The 24,333-nt window shown below is 64.4% G+C and carries 19 protein-coding genes and 1 pseudogene; 7 read left to right on the top strand and 13 right to left on the bottom strand.

Translation table 11 applies throughout. The features are described 5' to 3' along the window. Window positions 1-15: 15 nt before the first annotated feature. Window positions 16-2,754: a phosphoenolpyruvate carboxylase gene (ppc, locus tag C446_RS04030; protein WP_006671787.1), complete on the bottom strand. Its 2,739-nt coding sequence runs from the start codon at window positions 2,752-2,754 to the stop codon at window positions 16-18. A 358-nt stretch (window positions 2,755-3,112) separates the two neighbouring features. Between ppc and C446_RS17780 the strand changes: the two are divergent. After that, window positions 3,113-3,289 (top strand): annotated as a pseudogene (locus C446_RS17780) (zinc ribbon domain-containing protein); the annotation flags it as partial. 429 nt (window positions 3,290-3,718) lie between these two features. Beyond that, window positions 3,719-4,627: a universal stress protein gene (locus C446_RS04020; RefSeq protein ID WP_006671785.1), complete on the top strand. Its 909-nt coding sequence runs from the start codon at window positions 3,719-3,721 to the stop codon at window positions 4,625-4,627. Window positions 4,628-4,757: 130 nt separating this feature from the next. On the opposite strand, the gene C446_RS04015 is transcribed toward C446_RS04020, so the two are convergent. The 3 genes from C446_RS04015 to C446_RS04005 form a co-directional block, all read right to left on the bottom strand. After that, the gene (locus C446_RS04015) at window positions 4,758-5,312 is read right to left on the bottom strand and encodes a class I SAM-dependent methyltransferase (protein ID WP_006671784.1); all 555 of its coding nucleotides are present in this window, start codon (window positions 5,310-5,312) and stop codon (window positions 4,758-4,760) included. A 134-nt stretch (window positions 5,313-5,446) separates the two neighbouring features. After that, entirely contained in the window at window positions 5,447-5,932 is a 486-nt protein-coding gene (locus C446_RS04010) for a universal stress protein (RefSeq protein ID WP_006671783.1), read from the bottom strand. Window positions 5,933-6,098: 166 nt separating this feature from the next. Then, window positions 6,099-6,851, bottom strand: a complete 753-nt coding sequence (locus C446_RS04005; protein ID WP_006671782.1) for a sugar phosphate isomerase/epimerase family protein — start codon at window positions 6,849-6,851, stop codon at window positions 6,099-6,101. Window positions 6,852-7,010: 159 nt separating this feature from the next. On the opposite strand from C446_RS04005, the gene C446_RS04000 reads away from it, so the two are divergent. Continuing rightward, entirely contained in the window at window positions 7,011-7,451 is a 441-nt protein-coding gene (locus C446_RS04000; RefSeq protein ID WP_049920016.1) for a pyridoxamine 5'-phosphate oxidase family protein, read from the top strand. 34 nt (window positions 7,452-7,485) lie between these two features. Here the strand turns inward: C446_RS04000 and C446_RS03995 are convergent, their stop codons facing one another. After that, the gene (locus C446_RS03995) at window positions 7,486-8,121 is read right to left on the bottom strand and encodes a vitamin K epoxide reductase family protein (protein WP_006671780.1); all 636 of its coding nucleotides are present in this window, start codon (window positions 8,119-8,121) and stop codon (window positions 7,486-7,488) included. 736 nt (window positions 8,122-8,857) lie between these two features. On the opposite strand from C446_RS03995, the gene C446_RS03990 reads away from it, so the two are divergent. Then, window positions 8,858-9,865 carry a transcription initiation factor IIB gene (locus C446_RS03990; protein ID WP_006671779.1) on the top strand — a complete coding sequence of 336 codons (1,008 nt, stop codon included), beginning with the start codon at window positions 8,858-8,860 and terminating at the stop codon, window positions 9,863-9,865. A gap of 176 nt (window positions 9,866-10,041) precedes the next feature. Here C446_RS03990 and C446_RS03985 read toward each other — a convergent pair whose 3' ends face one another. The 4 genes from C446_RS03985 to C446_RS19235 form a co-directional block, all read right to left on the bottom strand. Continuing rightward, window positions 10,042-10,491: a universal stress protein gene (locus C446_RS03985; RefSeq protein ID WP_006671778.1), complete on the bottom strand. Its 450-nt coding sequence runs from the start codon at window positions 10,489-10,491 to the stop codon at window positions 10,042-10,044. A 373-nt stretch (window positions 10,492-10,864) separates the two neighbouring features. Beyond that, complete coding sequence (locus C446_RS03980; protein WP_006671777.1) at window positions 10,865-11,272, bottom strand: helix-turn-helix domain-containing protein; 408 nt, start codon at window positions 11,270-11,272, stop codon at window positions 10,865-10,867. 301 nt (window positions 11,273-11,573) lie between these two features. Then, window positions 11,574-12,605, bottom strand: a complete 1,032-nt coding sequence (locus C446_RS03975; protein WP_006671776.1) for a sulfite exporter TauE/SafE family protein — start codon at window positions 12,603-12,605, stop codon at window positions 11,574-11,576. Between the two features lie 3 nt (window positions 12,606-12,608). After that, window positions 12,609-12,758: a DUF7512 family protein gene (locus C446_RS19235; RefSeq protein WP_006671775.1), complete on the bottom strand. Its 150-nt coding sequence runs from the start codon at window positions 12,756-12,758 to the stop codon at window positions 12,609-12,611. Between the two features lie 355 nt (window positions 12,759-13,113). On the opposite strand from C446_RS19235, the gene C446_RS03970 reads away from it, so the two are divergent. Both C446_RS03970 and C446_RS19020 read left to right on the top strand, forming a co-directional pair. After that, a complete protein-coding gene (locus C446_RS03970) occupies window positions 13,114-13,956 on the top strand; it encodes a universal stress protein (protein WP_006671774.1) in 843 nt (280 codons plus the stop codon). A gap of 251 nt (window positions 13,957-14,207) precedes the next feature. Continuing rightward, the gene (locus tag C446_RS19020) at window positions 14,208-14,345 is read left to right on the top strand and encodes a hypothetical protein (RefSeq protein ID WP_160162953.1); all 138 of its coding nucleotides are present in this window, start codon (window positions 14,208-14,210) and stop codon (window positions 14,343-14,345) included. A gap of 335 nt (window positions 14,346-14,680) precedes the next feature. Here the strand turns inward: C446_RS19020 and C446_RS03965 are convergent, their stop codons facing one another. After that, entirely contained in the window at window positions 14,681-19,318 is a 4,638-nt protein-coding gene (locus tag C446_RS03965) for a S8 family serine peptidase (RefSeq protein WP_006671773.1), read from the bottom strand. Between the two features lie 330 nt (window positions 19,319-19,648). Here C446_RS03965 and C446_RS03960 point away from each other — a divergent pair, with 330 nt between their 5' ends. Further along, entirely contained in the window at window positions 19,649-20,365 is a 717-nt protein-coding gene (locus C446_RS03960) for a DUF2391 family protein (protein ID WP_006671772.1), read from the top strand. Between the two features lie 183 nt (window positions 20,366-20,548). On the opposite strand, the gene C446_RS03955 is transcribed toward C446_RS03960, so the two are convergent. The 3 genes from C446_RS03955 to C446_RS03945 all read right to left on the bottom strand — a co-directional run bounded on the left by C446_RS03955 (window position 20,549) and on the right by C446_RS03945 (window position 24,255). After that, a complete protein-coding gene (locus C446_RS03955) occupies window positions 20,549-21,358 on the bottom strand; it encodes a MaoC family dehydratase (RefSeq protein WP_006671771.1) in 810 nt (269 codons plus the stop codon). A 151-nt stretch (window positions 21,359-21,509) separates the two neighbouring features. Beyond that, window positions 21,510-22,376 (bottom strand): alpha/beta fold hydrolase, encoded by an 867-nt coding sequence (locus C446_RS03950; RefSeq protein WP_006671770.1) that lies wholly within the window; start codon window positions 22,374-22,376, stop codon window positions 21,510-21,512. A gap of 259 nt (window positions 22,377-22,635) precedes the next feature. Further along, window positions 22,636-24,255, bottom strand: a complete 1,620-nt coding sequence (locus tag C446_RS03945; protein WP_006671769.1) for a uracil-xanthine permease family protein — start codon at window positions 24,253-24,255, stop codon at window positions 22,636-22,638. Window positions 24,256-24,333 lie beyond the last annotated feature (78 nt).

Below are 24,333 nucleotides of genomic sequence, written 5' to 3'. Positions count from 1 at the left end.
ATGTCGCCGTACCGACTAGCCGGTGTTTTTCATCCCCGCGGCGATTCCCTTGACCGTCAGTCGCAGCGTCCGCTCCTCGACGTCGGTGCGGTGAGTCTGGTCGAGGAGGTAGACCTGCAACAGGTTGAGCGGGTCGACGTAGGGGTTGCGCCGCTGTAGGTTCTCGCCGAGCCAGTCGCGGGTGTGCAACTGGTCGCGCTGGCCGATCGTCTTGATCAGTTCGGCGGCGCGTTCGTACTCCGCGCTCACTCGAGGGAAGAACCGTTCCTGCAGGTCGTCGTCGGCCAGGTCGGCGTACCGCTGGGCGATCTCGAGTTCGGTCCGGGACAGCGACAGTGCGGCGTTGTCGAGCGTGGTCCGGAAGAACGGCCACTCCTCGTACATCTCCTGGAGGGTCTCCATCGACCCCCCGCCGCTCGACGATTCCGAGGAACGGGGCTCCTCGCCCTCGAGATACGCATCGATTCCGGCCGCGAGCGCGTACCAGCCCGGCAGGATACACCGCGACTGTGTCCAGGAGAACACCCACGGGATCGCCCGCAGGTCTTCAACGGTGCGTTCGCCCGATCTGGACGCCGGCCGGGAGCCGAGGTTGAGGTCCTCGATGACCGTGATCGGCGTCGCCTGCTCGAAGTACCGGACGAACCCGTCGCTCTCGAGGAGATCGCGGTACTCCCTGCGGGCAGCATCGGCCATCGTCTCCATCGCCTCGACCCACTCCTCGGGGACGTCCTCTTCCGGCTGCTCGAGCGCTCGCTTGCGTGCTCGCAACTGCGCGTTGAGCATCTGCTCGATGTTGCGCTCGGCGATCCGGGGGTTGGCGTACTTCTCGGCGATCGCCTCACCCTGCTCGGTGAACTTGACCTGGCCCGTGACAGTGCTGTTGGGCAGGGCAAGCAGCGCCTCGTTCATTGGACCACCGCCCCGAGAGATCGAGCCACCACGACCGTGGAACAGCCGCATCGTCACGTCGTGGTCGTCACAGATTTCCCCGAGTCGACGCTGGTTCTTGTACAGCGACCAGTTTGCCGCGAGAAAGCCGTTCTCCTTGTTCGAGTCCGAGTACCCCAGCATGATCTCCTGGGTGTGGTCCCGCGCCTCGAGTGCCCCCGCGTAGGCCTCGTTCTCGAACAGCGTCCCCATGATGCGCCGGGCACCCGAGAGGGCGTACTCGGTCTCGAGCAGCGGCACGATATCGATCCCGCAGTGTTCCGGCAGGGAGACGACACCGGCCTGATCGGCGAGAAAGAGGACTTCGAGGACGTGGCTCGGCTCTTCGGTCATCGAGATGGCGTAGGTGTCGATGGCTTCGACGCCGTACTCGGTCTGCCAGTCCCCGAGCTCGTCGAACAGCTGGAGGACTCGTACCGAGTCGTCGGACAGGTCCTCGGCGTCGGCAAGCGACGAGAGATCGAGGAGCGGATCGTCCTGCAAAACGGCGTCAGTGAGGAGTTCGACTCGTTCGTCCTCGGTCAGCGATCGGTAGTCGATCCCCTCGCGCTCGAGGGCTTCCGCGAGGGCGTTGGTGTGTTTCGCCTGGTGTTCACGCAGATCGAGGCTGGCAAGCGAGAAGCCAAACGTCGCGACCTGTCGGCGGATCGGATCGACGTGAGACTCGACGACGCCCTCGGCGTCGTTGTCCCGCAGGCTCTCGGCGATGACCGCGAGGTCTTCGCGGAGTTCGGCCACGTCGTCGTAGCCGCCGGGACGGACGTCGCCGACCCGATCGAGCCGCTCGCGCATGAGCTTGAGCTTCTGCCGGTAGGGCTCGTCGGGGTATCGCTCTTCGGCGGTCTTCGCGACTCCGGGCAGTCGCTCTCGGTCGTCCTCGAGCGACGCCTGGAACGCGGACCCCGCCGAAATCCGGCTCCCGTCCTGGCTCAACACGCCAGAGAGGCGCTTGAGCTGCTCACGGTACTTTTCGAGGACGACCTCGCGCTGTCGCTCGAGCGTGTTCGCGGTGACGTCGGGGGTTACGTAGGGGTTGCCGTCGCGGTCGCTGCCGGCCCACGAGCGGAACTCGAAGAGTTTCGGAATCTCGAGGTCGCCGTCGAGGGCGGCCTCCTCGTCGATGGCCTCGTCGAGTTCGTCGTAGACTTCGCCCACGACGTCGAACAGCGTGTTCTCGAGGTACCACTGCACGTTGCGGGCCTCGTCTTCGGGTTCGGGCTGGCGGTTTCGTACCTGCGGGGTCTGCCAAAGGCTCGTCACCTCGGCGTCGATGTCGCGCCAGACCTGACGTTGCTCCTTGTCGGTCAACAGCCGCTCGTCGATCGTCTCGAGGTGCGTCGAGATGGCCCGCAGCTTCGACTTGACGGTCTTGCGCCGGGCTTCCGTCGGGTGGGCCGTAAACGTCGGCTCGATGAGTACGTCGTCGAGCACCTGCTGGGCGGTCTCGAGGTCGGTCTCGCCGATCTCCTCGGCCGCGGTCTCGAGGCTGTCCTCGAGGGACCCCTCCTGGGAGCCGACCCGGATCGACCGGACCCGCTCGCGTTCCTCCGCGAGGTTGATCAACTCGAAGTAGGTCGTGAACGCCCGGGAAACGATCCGCTGCTGGTGGGGTGAAAGCCCCCGGAGGTCGCTGACCAGTGGCTCCCTGGACTCGAGGTCGCCCGACCGGTACGCAATCGCGTCGCGCCGGCACGACTCGACGGTTTCGAACGCGCTCCGTGACGTCTGTTCCTCGAGGACGTCCCCGAGCAATGCCCCGAGTTCGCGGACGTCCTGCCGAACGTCCCTGTTGTGCAGTTGCATATCACGCTACTAGCCACCCGAGTGTAAAAAATCCCTGGTGGAGTTTACAATTCTCGCCGGGCACACACTGTCGTCCACCGGTAATTCTTCATAATAAATATTCTCGCTCTGCAGCGATTTTCCGGTAGGAAACGATATCCAGAGAGACCCGGAGACGTTTTCGGGGAGAACGTTTTCTCAGTTTATCGTTGTGCTTCGTTCGGAGGTCGTCGAAGCCGATAGAGTGTGGTCGGTCGGGTGCGACAATGTCCCAGTGCTGGGGATCACTATCCCGATTTACCGGTGTCCCGCTTCGAGTCGTGGTGACACTGGAAACGACGTACAGTGAACCGTACGGGTCAGACCGGCTGTCGATGTCTCGTGGGCGTTCGACCGCTTCACCGATCTCCTCGAATACAAAGCCGAGATGGAGGGAACCTCGATTGAGGAGGTATCCGAGCAGGATACCTCGAAGTCGTGTTCGTGTTGTGGTCGCAAGCGTGACGCGAACCGTATTGAACGCGGGTTGTACGTCTGCGACCAGTGCGGGATGACGGTCGCCGGCACGCAGCTGGGACTGTCGGGATCGATGCAGGGACTCCGGGAGTTACTCGGCGATCTGGCGGCCGTCACGACCGACGACGCGACAGCGGTCGTCGACTGCTACGATCCCACCTTCGAGGGGGGCCGACGAGATGCTCGGGTACCGCGACGATCCGACGCCCGGGCTCGCCTCCCGCGTGCTCCACTACGAGTACGACGGTATCGTCGGGTACACCCTGCTTTCCGGCTGTTCAGACCCGATCGGCTCCGGGAAGCGGCGGTCGGAACTGGGTGGCGCGTCGCGGCGGTCCGACGGCCACACGACGCCTACTACTACCGTGTGGCCCTGTCGAAGCGGTAGCCGGGACTCCGTCGGGATCATGGTTTATTCGCGTCGACGTGGAACGACGGATCGGCGGCCCAACGCCCCCCGAACAGACCCATGTCACGTCACGTTCTCGTTCCGGTCGATGGCTCGGATCACGGTTTCGCCGGCCTCGAGTACAGTTTCGCGTCCGTTCCAGACGCGTCGATCACCGCGCTCCACGTCGTCGATCCTCGTCACGATCACGAGGGGGTCGCCGGCGGCCCGGAGTCGCTGTCGGAACGCGCCGAAAAGCACGGCGAGCGACTCCTCGAGCGAGCGGCCGACCGCGCCGACGAACGCGGCCACCACGGTGAGTTCCGGACCGCCCTTCGGAAGGGGACGCCGCACACGGAAATTCTCGCGGTCGCTGCCGGCGACGAGGACGACCCGATCGCCGATGTCGACCACGTCGTCCTCGGGAGCCACGGCGAATCGCCCATCACGCGGCCGTTTCTCGGTCGGGTCAGCGAGGCAGTCGTCCGCCGATCGCCGGTCACGACGACGGTCGTTCCGGAGACGACCGACGCGATCCGCGATCGAGAGCTTCCGGGTGACGTGCTCGTCCCACTCGACGGCTCCGAACAGGCCGAAGCGGCGCTCGAGTACGCGCTCATCGAGTTCCCGGAGGCGACCCACACGGGGTTTCACGCGCTGTCGCTCCCGTTCGACCGGCCCCGGACGGACGTCGAGGGAACCTATCTCGAGAGGGTACTCGCCGCCCACGAACACCGCGCCGAGGAGGTCCTCGAGTCGGCGACCGCGATCGCCGACGACCACGGGACGACGCTCGAGACGGCGACCGACGAGGCGAAGCCGGCGGCGGCGATCGTGGCGTACGCCGAAGCGAACGACTACGATCAGATCGTCATGGGAAGCCACGGTCGATCGCTTGCGGCCCGCCTGATAACGGGGTCGGTAGCTGAACAGGTCGTTCGGCGGTCGTCGCGAACAGTCACGCTCGTCCGCGGGCGGAACCCGGAGTGATCGGTCCGTAACGACGTTTGCCGGCCCGTCACCGCCGAGTGGCTGTGATCTCCGTCAGAGCGAGCACGCCCGACTCGAGGGCGTCGACGCCCCGAACTTCCGCGTCACCGACACGACGGCAACGCGTCCGCTACCGAACGCCGACGACTGCCAGCGTCTCCGGCCGATCGTGGCGTCGTTCGACGGTAAATCCGGCACTCTCGAGTTGCGTTTCGACCTCGGTGGGACCGAATCGTTCGTCGACTGGCGGCCCGTCTTCGCCGCTTCCGGTCGCCGACCAGTCGACGGTGACGAGTCGGCCGTCCGGACGAATCACCCGAGCGAGTTCCGCCATCGTCTCGTCGTCGGCGTACTCGTGGTGAGTCATCGTCGAGAACGCGGCGTCGAGTTCGCCGTCGTCGAACGGTAGCGAGGAGACCTCACTCGTCAGCAGGTCGACGTTCTCCGGGACGCCTTCCTCGCGGTGATACTCGTGCATCTCCGCCTGTACGTCGACCGCGTACAACGCGTCGACGAACGGGGCCACGTCCCGCGAATAGAAGCCCGTCCCCGACCCCAGGTCAGCGACGGTGTCGTCACCGGTCGGGGCGAGCAACTCGAGCAACTCCTCGCGAGAACAGAACCGGTACCGCGACGGGTCCTCGAGGTCGTCGGCTCGCTCGGTGGGGTACGTGTGAAATCCCATGGAGACGTATTTGTGTGTCAGGCACAAGAGTGTGCGCTTTCGACCCGTCGGTCGGCCCGCAAGTGGCCGGTCACCCGCGAGTCGGTTCCCACTCGAGTGCTCTTAGCCGTCGGAACGGTCAGGGCTGTCCGTTCTCACTCCCTCTCGTAAAACTCCTCGTGGGCTTCGACCGAATCCAGTTTCGGCGGGTGTGGTCGGCGGACGATGAAGACGTCGTAGGACTCCTCGTCGGCGACGTGGACGCCGACGCTGGTCAGCGGGGTGACGACGCGGCCGACGTTGTCGCTTCCGAGGAAAACGACGCTCGGATCGTGCTCGTGCATCAGGCGTTCGACGTGGTTCGCGATCCGGTCTTCGGGCGGAAACTCCCGAATGCGTTCGTACTCGAAGGTCGCGTCGGGCACCAGCGTGTGGACTCTCTCCCGGAGTCGGTCCACGACTGTCTCGACATCGTACGACTCGTCTTCCCCGATCCAGTTTTTCTCGCGGGCGTAACGCTTTCGCTCCGGGACGACGGTCACGACCGTCACGTCCTGATCGAGAGCCACAGCGTACTCCCCTGCCCTGACGAGGGCGGCCTCCGCCAGCTTCGTCCCGTCGAAGGGAACCACGAACGTCATGCGCGGAGCTACGTCCGCATTCCCATTAACACCGGAGGGCGATTCCCGGTATCCGGGCAGATACGGGGTATCACCTGCCTCGTGGTCTCGAGTCGGCGTCCGGTTCTGATTCCGATTCTGATTCCGATTCCGACTCCGGGTTCGGAACACAGCTTCCTCGGCTCTCTTACACCTCGAGCGCGTCGATCGCGCGATCGGCGGTGTCACGCAGCAACGTTCGATCGTCGGTAAAGACCTCGACCGCGACGGTTCCGTCGAACCCCTCGAGGTGGTCGGCGACGACGCCGTACTCGATCTCGCCGGCACCGATCGGGAGGTGGGTGTCGCCGCGACTGCGGGCGTCGTGGACGTGCAGGTGTGACACCAGGTCGCCGTAGCCCGAGAGGAACCGGTCGATTCCGTCCTCACCGTCCTCCATGTATGCGTGGCCGACGTCGAAACAGACCGCAGTATCGGTCTCGCGGGCCAGATCGCCGAGTACCGACAGCGGCAGGCCCCGTTTCTGGTGGCCGACGTTCTCGACGACGAGTTCGACGCCTGCCTCGTCGGCTGCCGTCCCGATCGCCTCGAGCTGGTCGGCGAAGACGGGGCGCAGAGCCGTGTCGTGGGGATTACGGGCGGTTCCGTGAAGCACTGCTTTTCGGGCGTCGACCGTTCCGGCCCAGGAGAGCAGTCGGGTCAGGTAGTCGACGATCGCGTCGTTGATCTCCGGGACGGGGGTTGCGACGTCTTGTTTGAACGGGAGATGGACACAGAGGTCCGCGTCCTCCTCGGAGAGCCCCTCCTCGAGGCGAGTCTCGTCGATCGTATCCGGGTTGGTCCCTTCGCCGATCGACAACTCGGCGAGGTCGAAGCCCGGAATCGTCCGTTCCATTCGCTCGAGTGAGTCACCGACGGTGAGTCCGACGTCCGTGGTCATATGTCCGTACGCATACACGGTCCGGAAGTGCCATAGCTGTGGGTGACTGTTCTCGAACGCCCGTTCGCTCTCGTCGAGTTGCCGATCTCCGCCGGCGTTTTGACAGCCATCGTGATCGTTGGTCGATGGCTTTTCCCCGTCCTCGTCGTAGCGAGGGGCATGGCCAGCCTACGCTGGGTCACCCTTCCCAAAGAGGAACGGGACGAGTTTCTGGAACGTGGCGGCACCGGCGTCCTTTCGTTCGTCAGCGGACCGAACGAACCGCCAGCCTCACTTCCGGTATCGTACGGGTACTACGCGGCGGAAGAGAGCTTCTACTTCAGACTCTCGTTTCCACCAGGAACGCGAAAAGAAGCCGTCATCGACAACCCCGTCTCGTTCGTCACCTACAGCGAAAACGACGACTGGCGAAGCGTCGTCGCGACGGGGACCCTCGAGGAGCTAGCCGCTCTCCCTCACGAATCGACGGCGGTACAGGGTATGTGGGCGGTTCGAATTCCGACGGTCGACGTGTTCGACCGTCCACGGGACGAGATCGAGTTCGACGATTTTCGACTCGCACCCGACTCGATTACGGGACGAAAGAGCGTCCCGGAGTGACCGGAAGCGTGATCGACGCCACAGTGGCGGTCGATCAGACGAACGGAACGACGTCCGGTAGCGGCAACAGCGGAACGAGGAACAGTCCACCGACGCTCGCGAGTCCGACCAGCAGCGGAAAGACGACGACCGCGAGGTTCGTCCGTGTGAACACCGAGCCGACGTCCGACAGCATCTCCGACAGGGACGGCGCGTTAGACTGTCGCAGGATGCCCAACTCGAGACCGAACAGGGTTACGCTCGCCGCTGCGGACATCATACAGAACGGACAGATTTCGCCGATTACGCCCAGTTGCAGATAGACGAAGTACGCCGAGGCGACGACGCCAGTCGCCGTGATCGGCGTCAGTATCTTGATAATCAGCGGGTGGCGCGTGTCGAACCACCACAACGAGAGGCCGATGGTGGTCAGATAGTAGAACGCACCGAGGGTCGCAAGCGGGACGCCGAAGACGTACGCCCACGGGCTCGTGATTACTTCGATGCTCCCCTGCACGGGGGCATCGGCCGGTATTGCAGGGAGTGCGAAGATGTGGATCGCCGTCAGCAGTGAGCTAACCAGCCAGCCGACGACCGCTACCGTCGCGAAGACGCCAAACAGCAGCGATACTCGCGAGGAGTACTCCCAGTCGTAGTCGAACGCTCGAACGGATCGGGTGCTCGTTGCCATACACGAAATGCTACGAGGCTCAGTTACTAAAGTATTGTGCATAAGGTCCAAAACCATACAACAAGACCAACAGCGCCGTTCGTTCCCACGGACCGAACGCGGAGACGACATCGGTACGAGCTGACCCACTGGCTCGAGACGGGCTCTCCGGACGCGTATCGGCTGGCGATACTGACCGTGTGCAACGGCTGCCAGGTACGATTAGCCTCGAGCCGAAACTCGGTTGGAGTATTGGTTTGGTGTGAAAAACCGATCTGCGGGAGACGGCACATAGCCGCCAGTAACCGACTGCCGATCCCCGATCGGCCGACAGCGCGGCCCTCACCGTCTGAATCTCCCGGTTACGGCGGCGTGGACCACTCGAGGACCACCATCTGTCGGTCCCGCCGGGGTGATCGCCTGTCAGTCGTCGGAGTAGTCCATTAGACGAGTCGGACCGCGAATACGGCATGTCGGGAGACGTCCCCGACGTGAGACGGACCACGAGGAAAGTATATTCCTCCCTTGGTCCCGGCCATCGATCCCCTGGCACTCGAGCCGTCAGGGACGCTTTCGGACCGAAGTTTCGGGTCCTGAACGCTTCGATCGGTATCCGTCGATATATTTCCCCTATGTGACAAAAGATTTAAACACTTTTCGCCATTACTTGTGGTTAGTAAGAGCGACTTCCGGGTTTCTTCGGGCTTTGCCGTCCGGTAGTCCTCGCCGACCTGCCCTCCACCCGCAGGTGAGTCCCATGACAGAAGCACGTCTCCGAACCGACGACGAGCAGACGCACGAATCGCGTCCCGAATCGACGCGAACGACGACCGACCGCGAACGCGAGAGCCAGGACGACGAGCGACGCTGCCCCGAGTGTCGCGGCCCCCTCGTCACCGACGACGAACGCGGCGAGACCGTCTGTGACGGCTGCGGTCTCGTCGTCGAAGAAAACGAGATCGACCGTGGCCCCGAGTGGCGCGCGTTCGACGCCGGTGAGAGAGACGAGAAGAGCCGCGTGGGCGCGCCAGCGACGAAGCTGATGCACGACGACGGGCTCTCGACGAACATCGGCTGGCAGGACGAAGACGCCTACGGGAAAGCGCTGTCGGGCCGCCAGCGCCGGAAGATGCAGCGGCTACGAACCTGGAACGAGCGGTTCCGTACCCGCGACTCGAAAGAGCGCAACCTCAAGCAGGCGCTCGGCGAGATCGAGCGGATGGGGAGTGCACTCGGACTGAGCGAGTCGGTCCGTGAGACCGCCAGCGTCATCTACCGGCGCGCCCTCGAGGAAGACCTCCTGCCGGGCCGCTCGATCGAAGGCGTCGCATCGGCGGCGACCTACGCGGCGGCACGCCAGGCGAAGACTCCGCGAAGTATCGACGACGTCGTCGCGGCCAGTCGTGTCGACAGGATGGAGTTCAAACGCACGTACCGCTATATCGTCCGTGAACTCGGTCTCGAGGTTCAGCCGGCCGATCCCGAACGGTACGTGCCGCGGTTCGTCTCGGAACTCGACCTCTCCGGGGAGATCGAGCGACGCGCTCGAGCGCTCCTTCGGGCGGCGAAAGAAGAGGAGGTCCACGTCGGCAAAAACCCGGTCGGCCTCGCCGCGGCCGCCGTTTACGCGGCGACAGTCGACGCCGAGGAGACGGTAACGCAGTTGGCGGTCAGCGAGGTATCGGAGATTAGCAAAGTAACCATTCGAAACCGTTACCAGGAACTGCTCGAGACCGAATCGAACGCGGCCCGTGAGAGTGACTGAGCGACAGCACAGCCCCGATCGCACGACGGCAACGTCGAGTGAGCGGGGTGTCGGGCGAACGGAGAGCACCGATCCGTCTGGCGAGCAGGTGCGCACTGACTTGCAGTGTTACTGTAGTGTCTGCATCGCTTCGTGTGTCAGTGAGAGCTTCGATCAGAGTCCACCGAGACGAGACATCAGCGGACGACCGTCACCGGAACCGTCGCCCGCTCGACCAGTTGCTTCGCGACGCTGCCGACCAGCAGTTCGGTTCGCCCGGATCGTCCCCGGTGGCCGACGAAGATGGCGTCGAACCCTTCGTCGTCGGCGAAGGCGGCGATTTCCTCGACCGGGTCCCCGTACAGCAGCTCCGTTCCGACATCGCTCCCGTGTTCTGACGCGAGGTCGACCGCCTCCTCGAGAACATCCAGCCCGCGCTGTTCGGCGTCCTCGACGCTCTCGAGGATCAGCCGCTCGTCGGCGTCGGACGCGGACGCGATGGGATCGCTGCCACCGACGTCGAAGACGGACGGATCGATGGTATGGACGGCAGTGACGGTGCCGTCCATCGCCTCCGCCACGTCGATGGCGTGAGCGAGCGCGTTTTCTGACGCATCGGAACCGTCGACCGCGACGAGTACGTTCATACACGTATCGTCGCTCCGGATCGAAATAAATCGAACGCGCTCTTCTAATTCCGTGGGAAGACGAAATCACGGCAATCGTAGCTGAAAGCAACGGGAAACGCTGACCGCCGTCCGCTCTGCTCTGCTCTGCTCTCGGTCGCCCACCGTCCCGGAGACGACGCTCGAGACGGACCGGTATCCGCACAACTGTGATCGAACGTCGGTCTCGGTCTTTCTCTTACCGAACAAGACAGTTCGGACGAGGGGTGGCTCACGTATCGATCAGCGCGCGTCGAAGCGTCGACGGGGAAGGCCAGACGGACCGAGAACGGTAAAGGGAGGGAGAGACAGTCGGACCCTTCGAGGGTGAACTTCGCGGAGCTGGACACTGTGGTCAGCTTTCGACAGGCGTCGGGTCGTCGGCGTCGACTTGCTCGTACTTGTCCTCGAACTCCTGAATGAGCTGTCCCATCTTCGCGTACCAGTCGTTCAGTTTACGCTGCATGTCGTCGGCGATCTGGGAGGGGTCCGACGGGTAGTAGACGTGGTAGTACCCGCCTTGGTCGTAGTTGATCTGTTCTTTCTGGATGAATCCCGCCTGGAGCAGCCGCTGGATCGAACGGTAGGCGGTCGAACGCTCGCGGTCGACCCGGTCGGCGACCTCGTCGATGGTCAGTGGCTCGTCGCTCTCGACCATCACCCGAAAGCACTCCTTGTCCAGTTGCTTGAGACCGTGAATACACTCCAGCAGCCCCTCGCATTCCATATCCTGCTGGAGTTGCTCCGCCATCGAGTTAGCCATGATCTGTCCGAAGATAGGAGACGCGCCGATAAAAGGATTGTGTGAATATTGTGCAACCCCGAATAGCAGCCGCGGAAAGGCTGATCTGGGCGGATCACACGACGCTTCTGCCACCCAGGTCTGGGTCGGTATGCGAGCACGATCGAAGACTCTGTGCCGTCGCGACACTCGCGTGTGAGCCATCCGGATCGCGGATTCCCTGAAAGAGAGTCGCTTACCGTCGGCCCGGTCGCGCTCGAGACTTCGCCGACCGCGAGACGACCTCGAGAAACACGACGGTCGTGGCAGCCGTCTCGAGCAGCTAATCGTCCCCCCTCGCCGTTGCAGTCGGGTCGATATCGTTCGTTCGAACCGCTTGTGCACCGTAGTAGAAGATGACGACCGTGACGAACGCCGACGAGCCGACGAGCAGGACGAAACTCATCGTATCGAGGATCGGCATCTCGAGCCAGGTTGCAAACTCGCCGAGCGCGACGGCGAAACTCGCCAGCAACAGCATGACGCCGAAGTAGATGGTTACGTCGTCCTCGTCGACGTAGGCCGTCGCCGCCGAACCGATACGGGCACCGAGCGCGCTGCCGGCCAGCAGCCCCGTCACGACTCCGAGGTCGACGACACCGTCGAGTCCGTAGGTGAACGCGCCGACTGCACCGGACATGAGCGCGCCGAAGAGGCTCGTGCCGACGGCAGCAGCGAGTGGGACGCCGACGAGATAGTAGATCGCAGGCATACGGATGAAGCCGCCGCCGACTCCGAGGAACCCGGAGACGACACCGACGCCGCCCCCGACCCCCGAAATCGTCCACATGGAGGCCTTGCTCCCGTCAGCCAGTGTGACCATGGGCGGAAGGTTGTACGACTTGATTTTCGTCGCGATCTCGGGGATTTCCTCTTCGTTTCCGTCACCGCTGCTGTCGTCGGTAACCTCACTTCCCGTCCTGAGCGCGCTCCGAACGAACAGCCCACCGATCGCCGCCAGCAACAGCACGTACGCCGTCCCGACGACGAGTTCGGCTCGACCGATCGCCTCGAGACCGTAGACGAGGACTTTCCCGGCTTCGATCCCGAGGGCGATCCCGACGAACATCAACGCGCCGAGTTTGTAATCGACCTCTCCGACATCGTGGTGTTTCATCGTCGCGATGACGGCCGTGCCGAAGACGAACGCCATCGAACTCCCGATCGCCACCGGTGCGGGGTAACCGAGGATCAACAGCGCAGGGGTGACGAGAAACGAGCCTCCCATTCCGAAGAACCCGAAGAAGACTCCGACCATGAAACCGAAGGCGACGAACAGCGCCAACAGTCCAAGACTCAGTCCGAGTGGCTCCATTGACTATGCGTTTTCGATCGTCTCGATGAGCGGCGGTGCGACGGCCCGTTCGACGACGCCGTAGCCGGCATACAGGGCGACCGCCTCGACGAGAACCACGACGAGGAGTACCGTTGCCTGTACCGCTGGCGAGAGCGACGCGAACTCGATCACGTGTCGATCACCCGGGTCGCCTCCGATCGTGTGCGGATCATGGATTTCTACTCAGTTCTCCCTACCCGAAGAGTGCGTATAATGCTTTTGGGATTGGTACACAATATTACTGCAGAGTATGTAACGGCTATCCAACGAGAATATCTCCATACGTTTTCCGAATATAGCGACCGAGAAAGAGATGAAGAACGGATTCGATACCAGCCAGCGCGCGAAGTTACCGCCGTGGTCTGGTCGGCCCGTTCGGGAAAATGAGTGGCGAGAGACACGACAGCGATCCCGCCCGACCGGAGTCACTGTGGTATTTGTATTGGCCTATGAAAACAATATTATTGTAACAGGGACTACGACGAGTATGAGAGCGGTACTCGCAACCGACCTGTCGGCCGCCAGTGAGGCGACCATCGAGAACGAAACCTGCCTCGCGTGTCTCGGTCGGATCGGTATCGAGGAGATGCATCTGGTGACGGTGATCCCGTCTAACGTCCACGCGGGGATGCCCGGTATCGACTTCGAGAACCGACGCAAGAAGGCGATCGAGACGTATCGACGCGTGATCGAGCGTGCGGAGTTCGACGTCGAGGTACACGTCGTTCGCGGGACCCCCCACCGACGGATCAGGGGGATTGCCGAGACGATCGGGGCGAGTCTCACGGTCGTCGGCTCCCGCGGAAAGAGCCCTCTCGAGAACCGCGTGATCGGATCGACGGCACGCAACCTGGCACGGACGACCGAGACGCCGCTGCTCGTCAATCGAATCGAACGCGGGTCCGAGGAACCGGACGTGCTCAGACAACACCTCTTTCGACGGCTGCTGTACGCGACCGATTTCTCCGAGAACGCCGACCGCGCGTTCGAATCGTTCTCGTATCTTCGTCACGCGACACAGGAGGCGACGCTGGTCCACGTCGAGACGCCGAAAGACCCGGACCCGACCGAAGACGATCCCGAAAGGCGGCTGGCCGAGCTGGCCGAGCGACTCGAGGAGTGGGGAATCGAGACGCGGGTCGACGTGCGACGGGGAGATCCATCCGGCGAGATCCTCGCTGCCGAAAGCGAGTTCGAGCCGACGACGATCCTCGTCGGCTCGCGTGGACACAGCCGGCTTCGGCGTCTCCTGCTCGGAAGCGTCTCCGAGGAGGTCGTCGCTCGAGCGGACGGGAACGTGATGCTCGTCCCGCCGACGCGGACGGCGTAACTGCCAGTCCACACTGCCACGAGGAGAACAACAGACGGCGGGTGATCGACACTTATACTAGCCACTGCAAGTCAGTGTGCACCCGATCGCCAGACGGATCGGCGATCAGTGTGCAAATCGTTGCAGTTGTTACTCGGTGTCGGTCTCTCCCTCACTCCCGTTTGGCCCTCGTGGGTGACTTCAGGGCCTGAGAATCGTCGGAACCTATGATGGACTCGAACGCAAAGAGAAGACCAACCCGAGTCCCGACGATGAGCGAACAGGAACCCACCGAAACGAGACAGTCCCCCCGCGCTTGTGATCGGAACGACCGGCTCGAGGAAGCGACCGATTCGGACGTCGCGAACGCGATCGCGGAACTCGAGAGTAGCGATCCGGACGACGAGTAAGGGCCCGCCGGAGGACTCCCGTTTTCGCCCCGTTTCCGTCGTCGGCCGTCTCGCGAGACTGGGGCTCTCGTCTCCCCTCGCTCCGTCCGGTCTACTTTCGCTGCCGACCGGAACGAGCCGACGTGTACTCCTGTACCCTCGAAAGACAACCAACGCTTCGACGTGGCTTCGATTGGGTCGGACACAACAGTGACCCGAGCAGCGCCAGTTCGGGGTGCTATCGACATCTGTGGCCAGTGCGACCGAGCCCGAAGTGGCTCCGATCGGCGGCTGAAGACTCCAGACTGCCCCTCCTCTCGAAGGGGCACGGAACCACGACGGTCGTGCAGGCCCGCCTACTTCCGGCGGACCTTGTGGAGTGCGAGAGTCACGACCATCGCAACGATTGTCCCCGCGACACCGAAGCCCGGAATTCCATCCGAGTCGTCGGAACCACCATCTACGTCGGACGATGGTTCGTCTCTCTCATCGGAAGCGATATCTTCGGCCTCGGCTTCGGATTCGGATTCGCCGGTCGTGGAGTCGTCAATGGCATCGGTACCGGTATCAGTTTCCGACGGATCGTCCGTCGCTTGGTCGTCAGCTTCGCCTGCATCGGTCGTTTCGTCGGTCTCGTTCGCTTCGTCGGTCTCGTCGCCCCCACCACCGAGACTCCCGCCGCCGCCGATACTACCACCACTGCCGCCGTCGTTGTCACCGCTGTCACCACTATCACCATCGTCGCCACTCCCGTCCCCGTCCCCGTCCCCGTCTTCGTCGTTGTCGTCGTCCGCAGCGACATCGAACATGGTTTCGTAGGTTGCCTCGTTGCCGGCCTCGTCGGCGATCTCGAGGACGATCTCGTACGTCTCGTCCGGAGTGACGGCGAAATCCTCGTGAGTCGTGTGCGTCGACGTGATCTGTGTCCGTTCGCTATCGGTAACGTCCTCGCCGTCGATCGAGAGCGCGATCGACGACGTATCGACGCCGGAGTGATCGTCCGCATACTCGAGTTCGATCGTCCGGGTCTCCGTCTCGGACGCGAGCGTCTCGCCGTCCGCGGGGTCGACGCTGACGAGTTCCGGCGGCGTCCCGTCTTCGGCTACCACCCCGTACGTCGAGAAGTGATCGACGGTCGCGGTCCAGTAGGTGCCCTCGATCGTCTCACCGTCCTGCTCCATGTCGATTTCTCTCGTCTCGAGGTCACGATCCTCCCATTGCTCCGCCGATTCGTTGTACCACTGGAGACCGACCGCGTCGGCGTCGGGGGCGACGCCGTCGGGCAACCGTCCCTCGTCGACCGGCATGCCGATCGTCGCGTTCGAGAGCGACGCATCGAGGTTCTCGGCCAGTTCGGCCGTCAGGAAGTCGACGCCACTGGTGCCGCGATCGAGCGGGTGCGGTGCCGATCGCGTTTCCGAGATCGTCACGAACGTCTCCTCGACGTCCGCGGTCGTGTTGAACGCGACGAACGTGCCCGTCCGCTCGTTGTACACCGTCACGGTCCGGTTCGTCGTGCTCACCGCGTCGATCGTCACCTGGGCGTCGTCGCTACCGGGGTTGCCCGCACGGTCCTCGCCGGTCGCCGTCACCTCGTACTGCCCTTGCTCGGACGCGTCGAACGTGCCTGCCCAGGTGGCGTCGTCCGTTCCGGTGAGCCCTGTCAGGGTCCGCTCCTCGCCGGACGGAGGCGTGACCGTGACGGTCGGTGCCTCGCGGAGCGGCTCGCTCGAGCGCACGCGAACGTCGGCGGTCTCTTCCCCTGGATCGTGATTTCGGATGGTCGCGGCGAGTCGCGGTGCGGTCCGATCGTACCGGACCTGCTCGGTGGCCGTCGTCGCGGCCGTATTGTTCGCTGTGTCCGTGACGGAGACCGCAATGTCGTAGGTCCCTTCGTCGGGGACGGCCTCGAGGTCGACGGTACCGACCCAGGTACCGTCTGCCTCGTGCTCGACGGTGGACGCGTGCCGGTAGTTCGTCTCGGTTGCCCGGAGATCGACGGCGACCGACTCGAGGCCGTCCGGATCGCCGAGTCCGTCGTCGGCCGTGATCGTCACGGAGATGTCGTCCGTCTCGTTCCCATAGCGGCTATCCTCGTCGAGGTGGCCGCCATCGATCGACTCGATGGCGAGCGTCGGTGGCGTCGTGTCGACGGTGGCCGTCTCGTCGACCTGGGCCTCGTTGCCGAGGTCGTCTGCCGCAGTCACGACGATCTCGTACTCGCCGCTCTCGACCGGTTCACCGTCCACGTCGGTGGCGTTCCACTCGAGGGTCGTCAACTCGCCGTCGCCGGTCTCGGCCGACCGGTCCCACTCGCGGACCTGTTGTTCGTCCGGCCCGACCACTACGACGGTCGTCGACGCGTGGCGCGGATCGGTCACACTGACGTCGACCACCGCCGGGTTGTGTGCCCCGATCGAGTCGAACTCGTCGCTCGCGGGGCCGACATCGGCGTCGATGGTGGGGGGGCTCGTCTTGACGGTGACAGTTACGTCGTCGGTCGCCGACGGGAGAGACAGGTCGTCACCCTCGTCGTCGACGAGCCGGAGTTCGATCGTGTAGGTACCGTCCGCGAGTTCCGGCGTCGTCAGGTCGAACGACATCGACTCTCGAGTCGCCTCGAAGTCGGCGCTCGTCCAGTTCCCGACCGGTTCGTCGGCCGCGTCGAGAATCCGATACTCGAGCCCGGCCGCCCCCTCGAGGTCCGTGTGCTCGAGGGTATAGTCGACGCTGACCGATCCGTCGGCGAACGCCGCGCCGTCGTCGGGTGAGTCGACGGTAATGGTCGGCGGAGCGACGACCGTAACGGATTCCGTCACCTCGTGGCTGTGTCCAGCCTCGTCGAAAACGGTCAGCGTCACGGTCCGGTTGCCCGTCTCCTCGTACTCGTGGGTGACGACCGGCTCGTCGGTCGTCGTCTCCGTTCCGTCGCCGAGAGCCCACTCGTAGCGGTCGATCTCGTGGTTGTCCGTCGAATCGCTCGCATCGAACGTCGTCTCCGTGAACGCGACGGCCTCCGGGGGTGCCTCGAGTACGGCCGTCGGCGGCGTCGTATCGACGACCTCGACCGCGATCGTCGCCGTGTCTGCGTTGCCCGATTCGTCGACGACCGTCACCGTGACGGTCCTCGTTCCGGTGTCTTCGAACGTGTGCTCGATCTCGGGCCCGGTCGTCGTCTCGAGCGGCTCGCCGTCGACCGCCCACTCGTAGTGTTCGATCTCGTGGTTATCCGTCGACTCGCTCGCGTCGAGAGCGACCGTCTCGAGGCCGACCTCGACGCTCTCGGTGGCGTTCGCCGCGAGCGCGGCCGACGGCGGTACCTCGTCGACGACGTCGATCGTCGACGAGACGGGGAGCTTCTCGCCACCGATGTCCTCGAGCGTGACCGACACCTCACTCGCACCCAGTTCCTCGAAGGTGTACTCGCGTTCCGGCTCGGTCGTCGTTGCCGTCGTCCCGTCGATCTCCCAGTGGTAGCGCTCGATCGGGTGGTCGGTCTCGACGGTGATCGTCGTCGACTGCGAGACGTTGGCCGTCTCCGGGCCGATCGTCGGATCGAGGGTCTCGCGGGAGTGCTCGAGGAGCGCGTCGGTGACGTTGATCCGACCTGCACCCTGTCTAGTTGGGTCCGCTCCGAGGTCGTCGGCGGTCGTCGCGAGGAGATCGCGGGTTTCGGCCGGGGAGAGGTCTTCGTCCGCGTTCGCGTAGAGGAGCGCAATCGCGCCAGACACGTGGGGAGCAGCCATGCTGGTGCCGTCCTTCTCGGCGTAGGCGTTCCCGGGAGAGGCACTGACCACGTCGACCCCCGGCGCGACGACGTCGGGAACGTCGTACTCGTCGGGCCAGTCTTCGGGCGGGTCGGACCACTCGTCTTTGTGGACGGTTTCGCTGCTCGAGAAGCCCGCGATGGTGGTGTCGTCGCTCGCGCCGATCGAGAACGCGTCGTAGACGTCGCCGGGTGACGTACTGGTTCCTGCTCCCTCGTTCCCGACCGAGGTGACGACGGTCGTTCCTGCCTGGTTGGCGTTTCGGACGGATTCGGCGATGGCGTCGACTTTGCTTCCCCCGCCGAGGCTCAGCGACAGAACGTCCGCGTCGTTCTCGACGGCCCACTCCATGCCGGCAGCGACCGCGGTGAAGGTGCTGCTGTCCTCGCCGAGCACCTTACCGTGCATGAGTTCCGCCTCGGGGGCGACGCCGATCGCGGTTCCAGTCGTGTTCCCGCCGGCGACGGTGCCGCTGACGTGTGTCCCGTGGCCGTCGTGATCGTGTGGCTCCGAGTCGACGTGGGTTCCGCCCGCGTCGAACTCCGCCCAGTTGTCCGCGTCGAACGTGATGTCGTCGTGGTCGGGATCGATCCCGGTGTCGAGGACCGCGATCCGAACCCCCTCGCCGCGGGTGTCGAACGCCGACCACGCGGTCGGGGCGTCGATCGCCTCGAGCCCGTCGGTGTATCCGGATTCCGACCTCGGCATCGGGTCGGTCGTCGACTCGGGAACCGACGGTGCCGGACCGGCCGTAGACGACGATCCCGTGGTCGTCGCGCCGTGGGGTTCGATCTCGTAGTTCTCGTGGATCGCCGTCACGCCGTCGACGGCCCCGAGTCGCTCGAGGTCGACGCGGTCAGTATCGACGTTCACAGCGACAGCGTTGGTGAGCCAGAACTGGCGTTCGATCTCGAGGCCGGGGATGTCGGCGGCGAGTTCCGTCAAGGGTGCCTGCGTATCGCTCGCATGTGTCTGTAGCGATTCGACGCGCTGCTCCTCGGAGAGCGGTTGGAGCGCGTGCTCGGATCGTTCCTCGAACCTGACGACGACGGTCGTCGTGCCGTCGGTGGTCTGGAGCTCAGCGTCGATCTCGACGTCGGGGTCAGCGTCACGATCGTCCTCGAGCGTGGCGGGAGCGGCGTCAGCCACCACGACTCCGGTCAGGCCGAGCGCCAGGAGGGCAATGCCGACGACGAGGATGTGACGGCAAATCCGGCGTGAAGGCATATCTCGTATCACTTACACGGAGTAGTACGAAATCTTTAAACTATGGGCCGAGACAGTTTCCAGTCCGGAGAACAGTTCTACCCGATAACAGATAAGAAGACGTAACACTCGCGATATCGTGGTCGATGGCTACTCGACGCGCTATCGGATAGAGCGGAAAGAAGACAAACACGGAGCGTCGGTCTTCGTTTCCGTCGTCCTCGCTTCCCGGGCCGGACCGACGTGGGAAGGTCGAGCCGGTCCACGAGGGTACTGCGGTCGCTGTCGTCGCCTTCGAAGGACCGTCCGGCTGCGAGGAACGTTTTTGTATCGGCGCTGGTTCGTCCCGGTATGAGCGATTCGGAAGCGGACGCGGGCGACGACTACGGCCCGCGCCGCGATCACGTGGATCGGCAGTCGGGCGAGGTCGATGCCGATGTCGACATCGACGTCGACGACGTTCTCGAGCGACTGGACGAACTCGAACAGTCCGTCTCGAGCCCGTCGGAACGGGCGGACGTCCGCAGCGTCCGACGAATGCTCGAGCACGTTCCCGGCCGCCGGTCCGTCAGTAACGGGATTCAGAAGTACACGACCCGTGACGTAGCCGAGGGGTTCGTCGGGGCCGTGCTCCTGTCGCTGCCACTGCTGGTCGAGGACGGGGTCTTCGAGATCGCCGAGTGGTTCCTCGAAACGACGATCGCCGGGATACCGGTGGCGCTGGTCGCGAACGTCACCTTCATCGTCCTGCTGACGACTGGCCTGCTTTACTGGACCGACTTCAGAGACGTCGGCGTCTCGGAGCCCCTGTTCGGGGTCGTCCCTCGACGGCTCGTCGGCGTCCTGGCGGTGTCGTTTCTCACGTCGGTGTTCCTGCTGGTGCTGTGGGGCCGCCACGCGGAGGAAGACCCGACGCGACTCGAGGCGTTCGGCCGCGTGACGGTCATCTGGGCCGCCGCCGCGATCGGCGCATCGCTCGGCGACATCCTTCCGGGCGAAAGCGAGGGGACCGACGTGACTCTGGAGACCGTCGACGATCTCGTCGGTCGGGATTCAGAGGACGAGTGATACTGTCGGACAACACACTGCACACACCGATCGTCTCGAGACGCGAGCGGGTGTGTACTGACTGTTGTCCGGTAGTACGAGGACCGACTGGATATCCAGTCGCGATTGCAGGTTGGTGCGGTCGTCCGAAAACGAGAAACGAGCCGTCCCGAACAGTCCCTGCTCGACTTTGGTCAGTGGTCACTACTCGGATGGCAGCGGCCGGATCGCGACGACGGCCTCGCCGTCGATGACCGTTCGCCCACCGTCGTCGTCTGTGTCCGCGTCGTCGGCCGCTGTTCCGTCTTCCCGTTCGCTCGAGGACGACTCCGGTGCTGAACGAACCGTCGTTCGTACCCGATAGCGGTCTTCACCAAGTTCCTCGAGGATTTCACACTCCGCCGTGACTCGGTCGCCGATCTCGACGGGTGCGAGGAACTCCAGGTCCTGGGAGAGGTAGATCGTCGTCCCCGGCAGTCGGGCCAGCGCGGCGCTGATCGTGCCGGCGACGAGTGTGCCGTGAACGATTCGCCCGCCGAACTGGGTCTCGGTCGCGAACCCATTCTCGAGGTGGAGTCGGTTGGTGTCCCCGGAGACGGTCGCGAACGCGGAGACGTCGGCCTCCGCGATCCGTTTCGTGAACCGAACGTACTCGCCGACGCCGAGGTCGCTGTGGTCGCCGACGGAGCGTTCCGTCACCCACGCCTGCTCGCCGAACGCGAGTTCGGGGAGAGGGGAGTCCTCGGCCCCCGGCTCGAGGGGGACTCGTCGGTCGGTCGCTGCGTCGCTCCGATCGGCCGGAGACGGCGAGATGCCCATCGTCGCGAGAAGGGCGTTGTTCGCTTCGAGGTAGCTGTTGAACACGTGTTTCGAGATGCTGGACCACTGCTCTCGGCCCGGCGGAACGACCGCCGACTGAGACTGAGACTGAGAGTGAGACTGAGACTGGGTCTGGGTCTGGGACTGGGATTCGGATTCGGGTTCGGGTTCGGACTCCGGACTGTGGCTGCTCATGGTGTGTGGTGGTCGATCGGTCGCCGACCGAACCGATGTCGTGTATTCGTGGCTGTTCTCCTTGGGGTCGTCGCCAAATTCTGTTGCCAGCGTCGTCGTGACTGTCAGGGCAGGAGACGGGTTTCGACCCCGATCAGCACGAAAGAAGCCGTCAGACTGCGGCCAGTCCGCCGAGGAACTTTTCCCCGATGTCGTTGAACGCCCGTGGCCGGTCCTGGTTGACGAGATGACCCGCGTCGCCGAGCGTGAGGTGACGGCCGTCGTCGACTGCCGCCGCGATCCGCTCGCCCTGCCGAACGACGGGTTGGGCCTCCTGCTCGCCGTGAACGACCAGCGTCGGCGTCGAGACGCCGGTCAGCGACGGCGGCTCGTACCGGAACAGCGCGTCGAACACCTTCCGGAACTCCGCACTCGAGATTTCGCCGACGGCGTCCATCGCCGTCGAGCGAACCGCAGGGTCGACCGATAGCCACGGCCCGCCGGTCGTCGCCCGAATCGAGTACAGTAGCGACCGAAAGGTGGTCCGTGGCCCCGCCATCGAGAGGCTCGTCGACACCGCAGGCGTCGGGGACACGAGCGGTTTCATGCCGGCTGGAAGACCCACCGGCGGCATCGACCGGACGGCACCCGCGAGGATCGCGCCGGCGGCACGATCCGGGTGACGGGACAGGAACTCCTGGACGACCATCGACCCAAGCGAGAGGCCACAGAGGATCGGCGCGCCATCGTCCCGGGCTCCATCACGACGGGTCCCGTCGGCCTCGAGTCGGGCGAGCAACCGCTCGAGGTCGTCGGCGAACAACTCGATCGAGTACCGGGTCCGGTCCGTCGCGCCCGTGTTGCCGTGACCCCGGACGTCGATCGTGACGACGCGGAACTCGTCGGCGAAGTGGTCGATCTGGGGCCGCCAGGAGCGGCCGTTCATCCAGCCGCCGTGGACGAACACGAGCGGTCTGCCGTCGCCGTACTCGTCGTACCAGAGGGAGCCGGAGTCGTCCGCGAGCGGGAGGGTTGCCATCACCACTCTCTGTGGGCCCGAGAACCAAATACTATCGGTCGGCTGGCCGGACTCGAGAGTCGGGTCGGATCGACTCGGATCGGAGCGGATCGGGGCAGGGCGGTCGTATCGGATCGGATCGGATGGGCTCGACCTCGAACTCGCCCGTCGTCGCCCGTCGTCACCCGTCGTCGCCCGCCGCTCCCCTCACGGATTCCCCCGACGAGTCGACGACGGAAAAGCAAGCGATGGAAACCACACGCGGTGACAGACGCCGACGTTACCGCGAACGGTCAGTGCCAGGTTCCTCGTCGGCGTCGACCCACCGGTCCCAGAAGGTCTCGAAGTCGGCTTCGTCCTCCGTCAGCCGGCTCCACTCGGCGAGTCCACGTTCCTCTCGAGTGCCCGGGATCGTGTTGTCCAGAAACAGCGCCGCGAGTCCACCGACGGCCATCCCCGTCGAGCCGATGATGAACACGGTGTCGACGGCGGCGATCGCCGCGGCCTCGAGGCTGCTCGCCAGGACCGTGTTGGCGACGAGGTCGAACTCGAGAAGCGGCGCGATAGCCGCCTCGATGCCGACGGCGGTGCGGAACTCGAGGGTGGTCTCGAAGTTGCCCATATACGCCGGGATTGCCAGCCCGACGAACAGCGCGAAGCCGATGACGAACACGTTCCTCGAGGAGTCGAGGTCGACGTGTCTGAGGTTGCCCACGCCGACGGCGACGATCTGGGCGAACATGGCGATGAAGAGCCCGCCGACGATCGGATCGGGGATCGTCGCGATCAGCTGTCCGAAGTAGCCGACGAAGCCGACGACGAGCATGACGAGGGCACCGATCTGGACGACGTATCGGGAGGCGACGCCGGTCAGGCCGATCGCGCCGACGTTCTCGGAGTAGGACGTCGAGCCGCCGGTTCCCATGATCCCGGAGAAGACGTTCATCAGGCCCTCCATGCCGATGCCGTGGTTGATTCGCTTCTCGCTTGGCGCTGCGGAGCCGGTCAGGTTCGCGACCGCGTAGTAGTCGCCGATGCTCTCGACGATCGAGGCGAGAACGCCGGCGAACATCCCGATGGCGAACGCGGTCGTGAACTCGGGTACCCCCCACTGGAAGGGGTAGATCGGCATGAGTAGCGACGCGTCGGCGACTTCTCCGAGCGGGACGTGGCCCGGGTGGTCAGTGCCGAGAACGTCGGCGACCGAAAGGCCCGCCGCAGCGACCCAGGCGATCGCGATCGCCAGGATGACTGGATACAGCCGGAACGCCCTGTGCTTGAGCTCGAGATACTGCGAGAACAGGACGATGAGCACGACCGTCAGCCCAAGCAGCCACCAGCTCTGGTCAGTCCCCGTAATCTGGGGCGCGTCGAACAGCGACAGCCCGATGAGTGCGATCGTCGGTGCGATCACGACCGGCGAAAGGAACCGACGGAGTTTGCCAACCAGGCCGAGATAGCCCAGCAACACCTGGACGGCCGCAGCGACGATGATCGCGCCCTGTAGCTGTACCAGTGCGGCTTGCCAGTCCGGTTGGCCCGCGATGCCACCCGTGGTCACGACCGTGACGATAGCGATCGCCGGGGCGAGCATCGAGAACGGAGCCCCCTGTACGATCGGATAGCGGTTCCCGAAGGTCGTCTGTGCCAGCGTCGCGATCCCCGAGACGACGAAGAACGTCCCGATGAACTGTGCGGTCACCTCGGGGTTCTCGATCATCCCCATCGCGTCCGCCAAGATCAGCGGGACCGCGATGTTCGCACCGACCATCGTCAGGTAGTGCTGGACGCCCAGGACGGCGGATTCGCCCAGCGGCGGTTTGTCGTCGATGCCGTACTCGATGTTGTCTGCACTGTCCCTCTCGCTCCCCTCGCCGGAAGTCGTCCCATCCCCGCTCATGGTCGAGTCATCGTTCTCCCGTCGGAGAACGGCCCAGGCGACTCAAAGGCGTATTGATCCGTGATCGAGCCGGGACGG

Origin of the sequence: Halobiforma nitratireducens JCM 10879, assembly GCF_000337895.1 — an archaeon.
GTDB classification, from domain to species: Archaea; Halobacteriota; Halobacteria; order Halobacteriales; family Natrialbaceae; genus Natronobacterium; species Natronobacterium nitratireducens.
This window is presented reverse-complemented; position numbering and strand designations above follow the sequence as displayed.